The following is a 12,703-nucleotide window of genomic DNA, read 5'->3' on the forward strand; positions in this document are numbered from 1 at the left end:
GGGCTCCGGCGGCCGGGCCGCCGCGCACGAGAGGGTGTTACTTGATGACCTTGGTGACGCGACCGGCGCCGACCGTCCGGCCACCCTCACGGATGGCGAACTTGAGGCCCTCCTCCATGGCGACGGGCTGGATCAGGTCGACGCGCATCTCGGTGTTGTCGCCCGGCATGACCATCTCGGTGCCCTCGGGGAGGTTCACCACGCCGGTGACGTCCGTGGTCCGGAAGTAGAACTGCGGACGGTAGTTGTTGAAGAACGGCGTGTGCCGGCCGCCCTCGTCCTTGGACAGGATGTAGACCTGCGCCTCGAACTCGGTGTGCGGGGTGTTCGTGCCCGGCTTGATGACACACTGGCCGCGCTCGACCTCCTCGCGCTTGATGCCGCGCAGGAGCAGGCCGACGTTGTCGCCCGCCTGGCCCTGGTCGAGGAGCTTGCGGAACATCTCGACGCCGGTGACGGTGGTCGAGGTGGACTCCGGCTTGATGCCGATGATGTCGACGGTCTCGTTGACGTTCACGACACCGCGCTCGATGCGGCCGGTCACGACGGTGCCGCGGCCGGTGATCGAGAAGACGTCCTCGATCGGCATCAGGAACGGCTTCTCGGTGTCGCGCACCGGCTCCGGCACGTTCTCGTCGACGGCGGCCATGAGCTCGACGATCGACTCGGACCACTTCTCGTCGCCCTGCAGGGCCTGGAACGCGGACACGCGCACGACCGGGACGTCGTCGCCCGGGAACTCGTACTCGGACAGCAGCTCGCGGACCTCGAGCTCGACGAGCTCCAGGATCTCCTCGTCGTCCACCATGTCGCACTTGTTCAGCGCGACGACGATGTAGGGGACGCCGACCTGGCGGGCCAGGAGCACGTGCTCCTTGGTCTGCGGCATCGGGCCGTCGGTGGCGGCGACCACCAGGATGGCGCCGTCCATCTGCGCGGCACCGGTGATCATGTTCTTGATGTAGTCCGCGTGACCGGGGCAGTCCACGTGCGCGTAGTGCCGGGCCTCGGTCTGGTACTCGACGTGCGCGATGGAGATGGTGATGCCGCGCTCGCGCTCCTCCGGCGCCTTGTCGATGTCCTCGAACGGCGTGAAGGGGTTGAGGTCCGGGTACTTGTCGTGGAGCACCTTGGTGATCGCCGCGGTAAGGGTGGTCTTACCGTGGTCGATGTGTCCAATGGTGCCGATGTTCACGTGCGGCTTCGTCCGCTCGAACTTGGCCTTCGCCACTGGTTGCTCCTTGTTGCGATCCTCGGCCGTCTAGACGACCGCTTCGATGTACGTCCTGGTGATCTGTGGGCAGGCCCGGTGCTTACTCGCCCCGCGCCTTGGCGATGATCTCCTGCGCGACGTTCCCCGGAACCTCGGCGTAGGAGTCGAACTGCATGGTGAAGACAGCCCGGCCCTGGGTCTTGCTGCGCAGATCACCCACGTAGCCGAACATCTCGGACAGGGGCACGAGCGCCTTGATGACGCGCATGCCGTGCCGCTCGTCCATGGACTGGACCTGACCGCGGCGGCTGTTGAGGTCGCCGATCACATCGCCCATGTTGTCCTCGGGCGTGGTGACCTCGACGGACATCATCGGCTCCAGCAGCGTCGGGGACGCCTTGCGGGCGGCCTCCTTGAACGCCATGGAACCGGCGACCTTGAACGCCATCTCCGAGGAGTCGACCTCGTGGTAGGCGCCGTCCTGGAGGGTGACCTTGACGCCCACCATCGGGTAGCCGGCGAGGACACCGAACTCGGCGGCCTCCTGGCAGCCCGCGTCCACCGACGGGATGTACTCCCGCGGGATGCGGCCGCCGGTGACCTTGTTCTCGAACTCGTAGCCGTCGGACCCGCCGCCGAGCGGCTCCAGGTCGATGATCACGCGGCCGAACTGGCCGGAGCCACCCGTCTGCTTCTTGTGGGTGTACTCGACCTTCTGGACCTTGCGGCTGATCGTCTCGCGGTAGGCGACCTGGGGCTTGCCGACGTTGGCGTCGACCTTGAACTCGCGCTTCATCCGGTCGACGAGGATCTCCAGGTGGAGCTCGCCCATGCCGGAGATGACGGTCTGGCCGGTGTCCTCGTCCGTGCGGACCTGGAAGGACGGGTCCTCCTCGGCGAGCCGCTGGATCGCGGTGCCCAGCTTCTGCTGGTCGGCCTTCGTCTTCGGCTCGATCGCGACGTGGATGACCGGCGCCGGGAAGTTCATCGACTCCAGCACGATCGGGTTCTTGTCGTCGCACAGCGTCTCGCCGGTGGTGGTCTGCTTGAGACCCATCACCGCGACGATGTCACCGGCGCCCGCGCGCTCGATCTCGGTGCGCTTGTTGGCGTGCATCCGGTAGATCTTGCCGATGCGCTCCTTGCGCTCCTTGACGGAGTTCATCACGTTCGCGCCGGACTCCAGGACGCCGGAGTAGACGCGCACGAAGGTGAGCTTGCCCAGGTGCGGGTCGCTGGCGATCTTGAAGGCGAGCGCGGAGAACGGCTCGTCCTCGCTCGGCTTGCGGATGAGGACCTTCTCCTCGTCGCGGACGGCGTGGCCCTCGATGGCCTCCACGTCCAGCGGCGAGGGCAGGTAGCGGACGATCGCGTCCAGCAGCGGCTGCACGCCCTTGTTCTTGAAGGCCGTGCCGCACGTCACCGGGGTGAGCTTCGCGGCGATCGTCGCGCGCCGGATGCCGTCGTGCAGCTGCTCCACGGTGGGCTCGTTGCCCTCCAGGTACAGCTCCATGATCTCGTCGTCGTTCTCGGCGAGCGTCTCGACCAGCTTGTCGTGCCACTCCCGCGCCGTCTCCAGGTGCGACTCGGGGATGTCGAGCGTGTCGTACATCTCGCCGAGCTTGGCCTCCTCGTTCCAGAGGAGGGCCTTCATGTTCACCAGGTCGATGACGCCCTTGAAGTCGGACTCGGCGCCGATCGGCAGCTGCAGGACGAGAGGGGTCGCGTTGAGGCGGTTCTCGATCATGTCGACGCAGCGGTGGAACTCCGCGCCGACCCGGTCGAGCTTGTTGACGAAGCACATGCGGGGAACGCCGTAGCGGTCGGCCTGGCGCCACACGGTCTCGGACTGGGGTTCAACGCCGGCGACGCCGTCGAACACCGCGACCGCACCGTCGAGCACCCGCAGGTTGCGCTCCACCTCGATGGTGAAGTCGACGTGCCCGGGGGTGTCGATGATGTTGATGGTGTGCTTGACGTCGTCGACGGGCCATTCGCAGGTGGTGGCGGCGGAGGTGATGGTGATCCCCCGCTCCTGCTCCTGCTCCATCCAGTCCATGGTGGCGGCGCCGTCGTGAACCTCGCCGATCTTGTAGCTGATGCCCGTGTAGTACAGGATCCGCTCGGTCGTCGTGGTCTTGCCCGCGTCGATATGGGCCATGATCCCGATGTTGCGGACCTTGGCCAGGTCTACACCGGTTTTGGTAGCCACTGTCGTCCTCGCTGCGTCTCGTCGTTGCAGTTCGCCGGGGTTACCAGCGGTAGTGGGCGAAGGCCTTGTTGGACTCCGCCATCTTGTGCGTGTCCTCGCGCTTCTTCACAGACGCGCCGAGGCCGTTGCTGGCGTCGAGCAGCTCGTTCATCAGCCGCTCGGTCATGGTCTTCTCGCGGCGCTGCCGGGCGTACACCACCAGCCACCGCAGGGCGAGCGTGGTGCTGCGGGCCGGCCGCACCTCGACCGGGACCTGGTAGGTCGCGCCACCGACGCGGCGGCTGCGGACCTCCAGGGTGGGCTTGACGTTGTCGAGCGCGCGCTTCAGCGTGACGACCGGGTCGTTGCCGGTCTTGTCGCGGGCGCCCTCGAGGGCGTCGTACACGATGCTCTGCGCGATCGAGCGCTTGCCGTCCAGGAGAATCTTGTTGATGAGCGCGGTGACCAGCGGCGAGTTGTACACCGGGTCAGCGATCAGCTGGCGCTTGCCAGCGGGGCCCTTGCGCGGCATCAGCTCTTCTCCTTCTTCGCGCCGTAGTGGCTGCGCCCTTGCTTGCGGTTCCGGACGCCCTGGGTGTCGAGGGAGCCGCGAATGATCTTGTACCGAACGCCGGGGAGGTCCTTAACACGACCGCCGCGCACGAGCACGATCGAGTGCTCCTGCAGGTTGTGGCCGACGCCGGGGATGTAGGCAGTGACCTCGATCCCGCTGGTCAGCCGGACACGTGCGACCTTGCGAAGCGCGGAGTTCGGCTTCTTGGGCGTCGTCGTGTAGACGCGCGTGCAGACTCCCCGGCGCTGGGGGCTGCCCTTGAGCGCGGGCGTCTTGTTCTTGGTCACCTTGTCCTGGCGGCCCTTTCGGACCAGCTGCTGGATCGTGGGCACCGCGTCTCCGTCTTCCTCGTACCGAGCCGGTAAGTCTTTTTGCTGCAATCACCACCTCAGGCGAGGCTGTGACCTGCCGGTTTCCCGACCTCTCCGACCCCCGCGGTCGGGCGTGTCGCCGCCTCACGGAAATACAACCGCTCGAAACCGACACAGACCGCCCGGCCCATACCAGGGCCGAATCAAGCCGGGGAGTAGATGCGGCGCTGGGGCCGACCACCAGGCCACGCCGACGCGCACGCATAGCGGCCCGCCTACAGCGGGCACAAGTGAAGAGGTTACCGACCGCCGGGCCAAAGTGCAAAGTGGCGCGCGCACTACCGTGCGCGCCCCCTCCGGCGCAAGCCCGCGGGCGGCGGGAAGCCGACTTCCCATGGTCAAAAACGGCGAAATGCCGACGGATGTTCCCGGCCCGGAGACTCGGCTCCGAGCGGTACACCCGTCGGCATTGTGACCCACATCCCCGCCGTTGGGGAAGACGTGGCCCAGCTTTTACGCCGGTGACCGGCGTTCGCGGCCTCGCCTGCTAGAGGACGAACGCGACCACCACGACGACCAGGATCACCACGATCGCGACCGCGCCGATGACGAGCCAGAGGGTGTTCTTGTTGCCCTTGCCCTCGTCACCGCCGTAGGCGGGCTGCTGACCGTACTGCCCCTGCTGGCCGTACTGCGCCGGCTGGCCGGCCTGGCCGTACTGCCCCTGCTGGCCGAACTGCTGCTGCTCTCCGGGCTGGCCGAACTGCTGGCCCTGCTGCCCCTGCTGGCCGTAGCCCTGCTGGCCCTGCTGGCCCTGCTGCCCGAAGTCCTGCTGCTGACCGTACGGCTGCTGACCGAACTGCTGCTGCTGTTCGCCGGGCTGACCGAACTGCTGTTCCGGCTGGCCGCCGAACTGCTGCTGCTCGCCCTGCTGGCCGCCGTACTGCTGGCCGAAGCCCTGCTGCTGTTCCGGCTGGCCGAAGCCCTGCTGCTGGCCGAACTGCTGCTGCGGCTGCTGGCCCCACTGCTGCTGGCCGATGTCGAGCCGGGTGTGCTCGGCCATTCCCGGGGACTCGGCGGCGTGCCGGCCCTGCGACCCGGCGGACGGATCGAACGCCTCGGTCGGACGGGGCTCCTCGGCACCGCTCTCGCCGGGCGGACGGTACAGGTCGTCCACCGACGAGCCGGGCGGCTGCGAGCCGGCGCCGAAGCCCGAGTCGGGCGGCGGCACCATCATCGTCCGCTCGTGGTCGGCCTGGCCCTGCCCGGGCTGGGCACCGCCGGGCTGGGACGACTCCGGCGACCACGGCTCGGGCGTGGACGGCGGGGTCGGCGCCTGCCAGGGCTCGGCCGGCGGCTCCTGCCTGCGCTCGGGTCCGGTGGCGACCGGGATGTCGGTGCCGGGCGACCAGTGCAGCGTCGCCTGGTCGTCCACCACGGGCCGCTGCGGCTGCTCGGTCTCGGCGGTAGGACCAGGGACGATCATCGTGCGGTCGGTCCCGGACTCCTGCGGCTGCCCGGGCGGCGCCTGCTCACCGGGCGGCCCCCCGAACGGGGGCTGGCCGAACTGCTGCGGTTCCTGGGGCGCGCCGTGCGCCGGCTGCTGCGGGTACCCGCTCTGCTGCTGCGGAGGCTGCTGGCCGTACTGCTGCGGCTCGGGCTGCTGCCCGTACTGCGGCTGCCCGTACTGGGGCTGCTCATACTGGGGCTGCTCATACTGGGGCTGCTCGTAGGGCTGCTGCTCGCCCGGCGGGGCGTACTGCTGCGGCTCCTGCGGGGGCGGGAACCCGCCCGGTCCGGGAGGCGTGCCGTAGGGCATCTGGCCGGCGGGCGGCTGCCCGTACTGGGGCTGCTGTTCCGGCGGACCGCCATACGGCTGCTGGGGCGGAGCGGGAGGCTGCTCGCCGAACTGCTGCATCGGCTGCTCGACCATCGTGGGCGGAGGCGGTGCCGGCCGCTCTTCCTCACGAGGCCGCTCGGGCGGCGCTCCGGTCTGGCCACCCAGCTGCGGAGCCCCGAACACCACGGTGCGGTCTCCCAGCGGCCGGGCGGGGGGCTCCTGCCCCTCCGGCGGCCTGGGCTGCCCCTCGTCCTCCGGCAACGGCCGCTGCGGTCCCTGCGTGCCGTCGTTCTCGGTCATCGTCGGGCTCCTTCAGCGCCGTCGTCCCGGGGCTCCTCAGCTCCCGGAAGCCCGGAGGCGCGCGGCGCATAACGCGGCCTCCGAACCTTGTCACCCATGTCCCCACGTGGCGGTCTTGCCATGCGTGGGCGTTCTCGCACCCAGCCTGCCCCGATCGCCCGTGGTATCGCAAATCACCACCCCTGATAGACGTGGAATGCCCCCGGACCGTTCCGGCCCGGGGGCGACTTCCGCAGGTGGGATCAGGAGTGCCCGATGACCGGGTGCGGCCGGTACGGGGCCTGCATCCGCTCGATCTCCTTCTCGTCCAGCCGGAGGCTCGCCGCGGCGATCGCGTCGTCGATGTGGGTGAGCTTCGTCGCTCCCACGATCGGCGCGGTCACGGCCGGATTGGCGAGCAGCCACGCGAGCGCGACCTGAGCCGCCGGGACGCCCCGCTCCGACGCGACCTCGCGGACGGCGTCGACGACGTCGAAGTCGGACTCCACGTACAGGCTGTCGCCGTAGGCGTCGTTCTGGGACCGGGAGGTCCTGCGCTCCCCGCCCCTCTCCCGGTTGCCGGCGAGCATCCCCCGGGCGAGCGGGCTCCACGGGATGAGGCCCACTCCCTGATCGGCGCACAGCGGGATCATCTCCCGCTCCTCTTCCCTATAGATGAGGTTGTAGTGGTTCTGCATCGTGACGAACTTCGTCCAGCCGTGTGTCTCGGCGACGTGCTGGGCCTTGGCGAACTGCCACGCGTACATGCTGGAAGCGCCGATGTATCTGACCTTGCCCGCCTTCACGACGTCGTGCAGAGCCTCCATGGTCTCTTCGATGGGTGTCCCGTAGTCCCACCTGTGGATCTGGTAGAGGTCCACATAGTCGGTGCCGAGCCGTCGAAGCGAGGCGTCGATGCCGGCCATCACGTGCTTGCGCGACAGGCCCTTGTCGTTAGGGCCGTCCCCCATGGGGAGGCACACCTTGGTCGCCAGGACGTAGTCGTCCCGCCGTTGGAAGAGCTTCGCCAGGAGGCTCCCGGTGATCTGCTCGCTGACGCCCCGGGAGTACATGTCGGCGGTGTCGAAGAACGTCACGCCGCCTTCCACGGCCCGCCGGACGATCGGCTCCGCCGCGTCCTCGTCCAAGGCCCACGGCCGCATGCCGGGGTCGCCGTAGCTCATCATCCCGAGGCAGATCTGCGAGACCCGCGTTCCCGTCGTGCCGAGCCGTACCTGTTCCATGACCTCTCCTCTCAACGTCCTCCACGGTGCACCCCGGCCCCGGCGGTCACCAAGAGGAGGACGTCCGGCCTAGCCGATCTCTTTGATGACGGCGTTGCCTCCGGCGGTGGCGCGGGCGTAGAACTCCCGGACGGTGTCGAAGACCTTCGCGAGGACGCCGTGTTCCACCATGTCCCATGCCTCGCCGCTCAGCAGCCGTCCCCAGCCCTCGAACGAGTAGGGCTGGATCTCCTTCAGATACGCGTGACGCTCACGGATCAGGGCGTCGCGGTCCATGCCGCGTAGGAAACCGTCCACAGCGCGCACCCGGTCGGGCCGCAGGAGGCGCGGGACGTGCATCAGGGACCCTTCCCCGGTTTCGTTCATGACGAGGCCGCCCATCACCACATCGCAGGCGGGCGGATCTCCGGAGACGTTCTCGTAGTCCTCGTTCGGGTGGCCCGTCACGAGGACGTGCAGGGCGTCCCAGGCCCGGTGCGTGTCCACCTCCTCCAGTTTGCGCAGGGAACCGGACGGGTCGTATCCGAGGCCGATGGGCAGGTCGTCCCAGACGTCCCACAGCCGCCTGAGGCCGGCGCGCAAACCGTGCGGATGGTCGAGCACGGCCGCGACCTCGCCGCCGTCATACCGGCTCAAACTCATCCAGTAACCCATGCCCCTCCGACTCTGCCGCCGTCATCCGCGTCGGCCAGTCTCACACGCGGAGAGCATCCGAGATCACGGCTCCAGCAACGTGGTGAAGGCCCCCGGCGCGCCGGGGGCCTTCGTTGCAGGGTGCCCCTCCGATGCGGGAGGGGCATGGGCGGCGACCGCCATGGGGGTCGCCGCGGATCACTCGATGGTGGTTGTCACCAGGAACCGGTGTGCACCGGGCGCGGCCGGTTCGCTGCCCGGTTCCAGGGGCTGGTGCGTGACCTGAACGGTGACGCCGAGGTGCTGCAGCGTTCGCTGCAGCGCATCATCGACGATCTTCATCAGATCATCGCGGGTGAGGTCGCGACTCCCCTGCCGGCGCCTTGGTCGCCGGGCGGCGAGCAGCCTCCGCGCCTGCTGTTCTCCGTCCCGGGTCATCTGGAAGTAACGGCGGGGCGGCCGTCCGGGATGCGCACCGTCTTCGGTCCGGAACCGGAGCCACCCGATGTCCGCCCACCCGTTCAGGATCGGGTACAGCGTTCCGGTGACGACTCCGGTGAGCTCGGTCAACTCCGTGCCGTAACGCTCCGCCCGGGGGTCCGCGAGAAAGACCTCCAAGAGGGCGACACGGGCACGGGTGAGGCGAATGGACGGCTCGCTCTGATTGCCATCAGCCATCAGGACTCTCCTGACTGCAGGGAGCGACGCCGCGGACCAGTGGCCTGGCCGGCGTCGTCCAGTTTTGGTTGTCATCTTCAAGGCCTACCGTCCACCAAAGCATCACCAACGCATGCCCGACGGCGGACGCCGGCTGAGCCCTCTCGTCGTACCGAGCCGTTCCTGTTCCTGTTCCTCTCAGCGTTCTGCGCGGTGCGTCGCGACGCCGACGATCACCAGCCCGACCCCGGCGAGTTCCGCCGCCGTCGGAACCTGTCGCAGGACCACCAGCCCGGTCACGGTCGCCGTCGCCGGCAGCAGGGACACCATCAGCGCGTACGTCGCCCGGCTGAGCCGCGCCATGGCCAATTGGTCGCACACGTAGGGGATGACGGACGACGTGATGCCCACGCCGATGCCCGCGGCGAGCACGGCTGGATCGTCCAGCACGGGGACGGCCTGGATGCCACCGATAGGAAGGACGAACACGGTCGCGGCGACCATCGCCATGGCGAGCCCGTCGATTCCCCCGGCGTCCGACTGTGCGGCCCTGTGGGCGACCACCACGTACAGCGCGAACAGTGCCGCGTTGGCGAACGCGAAGACGAACCCCAGCGGCTCGCCTTCAAGCCGTACGTCCGTCAGTACATAGACGCCTGCGACGGCCGCCGCCAATGCCACGAGGTTGCGTCCGGTTCGCGCTCCCAGGGCGGCCAGGCCGACGACGGGCAGGAACTCGATCGCCGCCACCGTCGCCAAGGGCAACCTCGCGATCGCCATATAGAAGCACGAGTTCATGGCGGCGAGCACGGCGCCCCAGACCACGATCGTCCGCCATCCGTCGCGGTCGAACGTCCTCCATGGCCGGCGCCAGAGCGCGAACACCAGGACGGCGCTCCATATCCGGATTCCCGCCACTCCCAGGGGGCCGACACGGGAGAACAGGAGCACTGCGAAGGAAGGGCCGAGGTAGTGGAAGACGGCGCTGCCGACGAAGTACGTCCAAGGCGGAAACGACATGGCCGTATCGTCGGCCGCTTCGTAGGTTGGAGGAATGGCGAACCGAAGGGGCCGACCGGGCCGCGCCTACGAACCCAAGCCGCTCGACGCGATCGACCTCAGGATCCTCACCGAGCTGCAGCGGGACGGCCGCGCGTCGCTCGCCGAGCTGGGCCGCCGTGTCGCGCTCTCCGCGCCGGCCGTCGCCGAGCGCGTCCAGCGGCTGGAGGACACCGGCGTCATCACCGGCTACCACGCCACCGTCGACCCGGTCGCGCTGGGCTTCCCGATCACGATCCTCGTCCGGGTCAGCCCGAGCCCCCGCGAGCTGAGCCGCATCCCCAAGATCGCCGACGAGATCCCGCAGATCACCGAGTGCCACCGCATCACGGGCGACGACTGCTTCTTCTTCCTCGCCCACCTGCGCGCGGTCGAGGAGCTGGAACCGATCCTGGACCGCTTCACCCCCTACGCCCGCACGACGACCTCGATCCTCCAGTCGGCACCCGTCCCCCGCCGTCCTCTCCCGCTGGACTGACCCCGGACGTCCGCGCAACCGGGGAGCGGGCTTCGGGATAGAGGGAGTGTCCGCATCCTCTACCCACGGAGATCGGCTCCATGAAAAGACGCCCATGGGCGCGGTGAGCCATGCCGGCGACGAACTGGACGATTCGAAGATCGTCGCCGCGTCGCTGGACGACCCCGAAGCCTTCGGTGAGCTGTTCCGCCGCCACGCGCCGCGGCTGCACGCCTATGTCAAACGGCGGCTCGGGCCGCCCCTCGCCGACGACCTCGTGTCGGAGGCGTTCGCCACCGCGTTCCGGCAGCGGGCGAGGTTCGACGGACGCCGGGAGTTCGGCGCCTGGCTGTGGGGCATCGCCGCGAAACTGATCGCCAGGCACCACCGGCAGGAGACGCGCATGTACCAGGCGTTCGCCCGGACCGGAGTGGACCCGGCCGAGGACAGTGTCGCCGACGTGGCCGGCGACCGCGCGGCGGCCGCCGCGCTCGGGCCGGCGCTGGCGAAGGCGCTCGCCTCGCTGAGCGCGCAGGAACGCGACGCCGTCCTGCTGCTCGCCTGGGCCGAAATGTCCTACGCCGAGATCGCGGCGACGCTCGATCTGCCGCTCGGCACCGTGAAGGCCAAGATCCACCGGGCCCGGAACAAGCTCCGCAAGGCCCTCCCTCAGGAGAAGACCCATGGATGAACTCGACGCGCTGCGGCAGATGAGGACCGGGCTGGCCGAGCAGGAGAACCCGGACCGGCTGGCACTGCGCACCAACTGGCGGACCGGCGTCCCGGCACGCCCTCGGCGCGGTTTCAAGGTTCCGCTGCTGGCGGCGGCGACGGCCGCGGCCGTCGCCGCCGGGACGGTCGGCGTCATCGCGCTGCGGCCGGGTGACGGCTCGTCCCCCGCGCCGGGCGGAGAGAAGACCATCGCGCCCGGCAACGCGCTGCTGGTCGCCGCGACCAACGCGCAGAAGGCACCGAGCGGACGCTACTGGCATACCAAGACCGTGATGGGCGACATCTACGCGGTCGGCAAGAGCGCCGCGGACCACTACATGGTCGACTCCAGGCAGGGGAACGAGACGTGGATCGGCCCGGACGGCAAGGGCCGCAGCTCCCACGTCGAACTGGCCGACGTCCCGGTCACCGCCCAGGACAAGCGGAAGTGGGAGGCGGCCGGTTCCCCCAAGATGGTCCCGGTTCCCGACCCTGAGGGCGCCGTGGGGACGGTGTTCCTGGACATGTCGGCCTATGGGGAGGGAGGCCGGAACTGGATGCCGTCCGACGACCGGTACTACGGCATGACACCGGCACAGATCGCCGAGCTTCCCACGCGGCCGGAGGAGCTGGAGAAGGTCCTGCTGGGTCTCAAGGGCCATTGGCACGCCGTCTCCCGGGACGGTGAGAAGGCGGAACCGATCCGTGCCCTGCGGGGGCAGGAGCGCATGAGGGCTCTGACCGACGTGGCCGGGACGCTGCTGTCCACCGCGCCCGCGCCGCCCGCGGTGCGCGCGGCCGTGTACCGGATGCTCGCGGCCCAGCCCGGCATCAGGGCCGAAGGCCCGACGACCGACCCGCTCGGCCGCACCGGGACGGTGATCTCGCTGCCGCTGAAGACCACCACGCCCCTCGGCCTGTTCACCGCGCCCAAGCAGCTCGGCACCTACCGTCGTCAGTTCGTCGTCGACCCCGCCACCGGGACCCTGCTGGCCATCCGGGATCTCGTGGCGACACCGCCGCACGGCAGCCGGCCGCTCCCCACGGGGGACGACGGCAAGCCCCGCCGGCTGGAGGCGAAGAACATGCCCGACCGGTTCCACAAGCCCGGCGAGCTGGCCTCCTACCAGGCGTTCCAGATCACCGAATGGACCAACGCCCAGCCCCCGCGCTGAGCCGCCGGTCAGCACGCGAAGGGGCCCGATCCGAATGGGATCGGGCCCCTTCGTGATCGCGGCGGGCTCTACCCGAAGGCGGAGCACTCCACGGTGGCGCGGCGCTCGGTCATGCCCTGCTGGACCGCCGAGGTCACGCACGCGCGCTGCTTCTCGTCGAGCTGGACCTGGCCGCACTTGGTGACGCTGGAGTAGGTGCGGCAGTCCTGGCGCGTGTTCTGGTCGTGGGACGGCTCGGCGGCCGCCGCGGCGCCCGCTCCCCCGATCCCGACGACTGCGGCGATCAGTGCCCCGGTCATGACCCTCTTCATGTGCTCTCTCCCCCGTCGCTACATCTGGCAACGACGGCGTACCTCCCC

13 protein-coding genes are annotated in these 12,703 nt (G+C 69.3%); 3 read left to right on the forward strand and 10 right to left on the reverse strand.

The window, feature by feature from the left end:
- Window positions 1-37: 37 nt before the first annotated feature.
- From tuf to ACQPZP_RS39235, 9 genes are all read right to left on the reverse strand, one after another.
- Entirely contained in the window at window positions 38-1,231 is a 1,194-nt protein-coding gene (gene tuf / locus ACQPZP_RS39195; protein WP_433464708.1) for an elongation factor Tu, read from the reverse strand.
- An 82-nt stretch (window positions 1,232-1,313) separates the two neighbouring features.
- Window positions 1,314-3,425, reverse strand: coding sequence for an elongation factor G (gene fusA, locus ACQPZP_RS39200; RefSeq protein WP_433474683.1), 2,112 nt, complete (start codon window positions 3,423-3,425; stop codon window positions 1,314-1,316).
- A gap of 40 nt (window positions 3,426-3,465) precedes the next feature.
- Window positions 3,466-3,936 carry a 30S ribosomal protein S7 gene (rpsG, locus tag ACQPZP_RS39205; protein ID WP_433464710.1) on the reverse strand — a complete coding sequence of 157 codons (471 nt, stop codon included), beginning with the start codon at window positions 3,934-3,936 and terminating at the stop codon, window positions 3,466-3,468.
- Complete coding sequence (gene rpsL, locus ACQPZP_RS39210; protein WP_021597495.1) at window positions 3,936-4,310, reverse strand: 30S ribosomal protein S12; 375 nt, start codon at window positions 4,308-4,310, stop codon at window positions 3,936-3,938. Before rpsL ends, rpsG begins: the two co-directional genes overlap by 1 nt.
- A 526-nt stretch (window positions 4,311-4,836) precedes the next feature.
- The gene (locus ACQPZP_RS39215) at window positions 4,837-6,429 is read right to left on the reverse strand and encodes a hypothetical protein (RefSeq protein WP_433474684.1); all 1,593 of its coding nucleotides are present in this window, start codon (window positions 6,427-6,429) and stop codon (window positions 4,837-4,839) included.
- Window positions 6,430-6,671: 242 nt separating this feature from the next.
- Window positions 6,672-7,652, reverse strand: a complete 981-nt coding sequence (locus ACQPZP_RS39220; protein WP_433474685.1) for an aldo/keto reductase — start codon at window positions 7,650-7,652, stop codon at window positions 6,672-6,674.
- 69 nt (window positions 7,653-7,721) lie between these two features.
- Window positions 7,722-8,294, reverse strand: a complete 573-nt coding sequence (locus tag ACQPZP_RS39225; protein WP_433474686.1) for a DUF1877 family protein — start codon at window positions 8,292-8,294, stop codon at window positions 7,722-7,724.
- Between the two features lie 189 nt (window positions 8,295-8,483).
- Entirely contained in the window at window positions 8,484-8,963 is a 480-nt protein-coding gene (locus tag ACQPZP_RS39230) for a hypothetical protein (protein WP_433474687.1), read from the reverse strand.
- Window positions 8,964-9,140: 177 nt separating this feature from the next.
- Window positions 9,141-9,962, reverse strand: coding sequence for an EamA family transporter (locus ACQPZP_RS39235; protein WP_433474688.1), 822 nt, complete (start codon window positions 9,960-9,962; stop codon window positions 9,141-9,143).
- Between the two features lie 34 nt (window positions 9,963-9,996).
- Here ACQPZP_RS39235 and ACQPZP_RS39240 point away from each other — a divergent pair, with 34 nt between their 5' ends.
- From ACQPZP_RS39240 to ACQPZP_RS39250, 3 genes are all read left to right on the forward strand, one after another.
- On the forward strand, window positions 9,997-10,479 hold the full coding sequence (locus tag ACQPZP_RS39240; RefSeq protein ID WP_433464723.1) for an Lrp/AsnC family transcriptional regulator: 483 nt from the start codon (window positions 9,997-9,999) through the stop codon (window positions 10,477-10,479).
- Between the two features lie 94 nt (window positions 10,480-10,573).
- On the forward strand, window positions 10,574-11,149 hold the full coding sequence (locus ACQPZP_RS39245) for an RNA polymerase sigma factor (protein ID WP_433474689.1): 576 nt from the start codon (window positions 10,574-10,576) through the stop codon (window positions 11,147-11,149).
- A complete protein-coding gene (locus tag ACQPZP_RS39250) occupies window positions 11,142-12,344 on the forward strand; it encodes a CU044_5270 family protein (protein ID WP_433474690.1) in 1,203 nt (400 codons plus the stop codon). Before ACQPZP_RS39245 ends, ACQPZP_RS39250 begins: the two co-directional genes overlap by 8 nt.
- 68 nt (window positions 12,345-12,412) lie before the next feature.
- Here the strand turns inward: ACQPZP_RS39250 and ACQPZP_RS39255 are convergent, their stop codons facing one another.
- Window positions 12,413-12,655, reverse strand: a complete 243-nt coding sequence (locus ACQPZP_RS39255; RefSeq protein WP_433474691.1) for a hypothetical protein — start codon at window positions 12,653-12,655, stop codon at window positions 12,413-12,415.
- Window positions 12,656-12,703 lie beyond the last annotated feature (48 nt).

The organism is Spirillospora sp. CA-142024 (assembly GCF_050942325.1).
Taxonomy (GTDB): domain Bacteria; phylum Actinomycetota; class Actinomycetes; order Streptosporangiales; family Streptosporangiaceae; genus Spirillospora.

What these genes read in the sequence shown, in the direction of transcription:
- rpsG (WP_433464710.1), bottom strand. Translation starts at nt 3,936, where the DNA reads ATGCCGCGCAAGGGCCCCGCTGGCAAGCGCCAGCTGATCGCTGACCCG.
- ACQPZP_RS39215 (WP_433474684.1), bottom strand. Translation starts at nt 6,429, where the DNA reads ATGACCGAGAACGACGGCACGCAGGGACCGCAGCGGCCGTTGCCGGAG.
- ACQPZP_RS39220 (WP_433474685.1), bottom strand. Translation starts at nt 7,652, where the DNA reads ATGGAACAGGTACGGCTCGGCACGACGGGAACGCGGGTCTCGCAGATC.
- ACQPZP_RS39225 (WP_433474686.1), bottom strand. Translation starts at nt 8,294, where the DNA reads ATGAGTTTGAGCCGGTATGACGGCGGCGAGGTCGCGGCCGTGCTCGAC.
- ACQPZP_RS39230 (WP_433474687.1), bottom strand. Translation starts at nt 8,963, where the DNA reads ATGGCTGATGGCAATCAGAGCGAGCCGTCCATTCGCCTCACCCGTGCC.
- ACQPZP_RS39235 (WP_433474688.1), bottom strand. Translation starts at nt 9,962, where the DNA reads ATGTCGTTTCCGCCTTGGACGTACTTCGTCGGCAGCGCCGTCTTCCAC.
- ACQPZP_RS39240 (WP_433464723.1), top strand. Translation starts at nt 9,997, where the DNA reads ATGGCGAACCGAAGGGGCCGACCGGGCCGCGCCTACGAACCCAAGCCG.
- ACQPZP_RS39245 (WP_433474689.1), top strand. Translation starts at nt 10,574, where the DNA reads ATGGGCGCGGTGAGCCATGCCGGCGACGAACTGGACGATTCGAAGATC.
- ACQPZP_RS39250 (WP_433474690.1), top strand. Translation starts at nt 11,142, where the DNA reads ATGGATGAACTCGACGCGCTGCGGCAGATGAGGACCGGGCTGGCCGAG.
- ACQPZP_RS39255 (WP_433474691.1), bottom strand. Translation starts at nt 12,655, where the DNA reads ATGAAGAGGGTCATGACCGGGGCACTGATCGCCGCAGTCGTCGGGATC.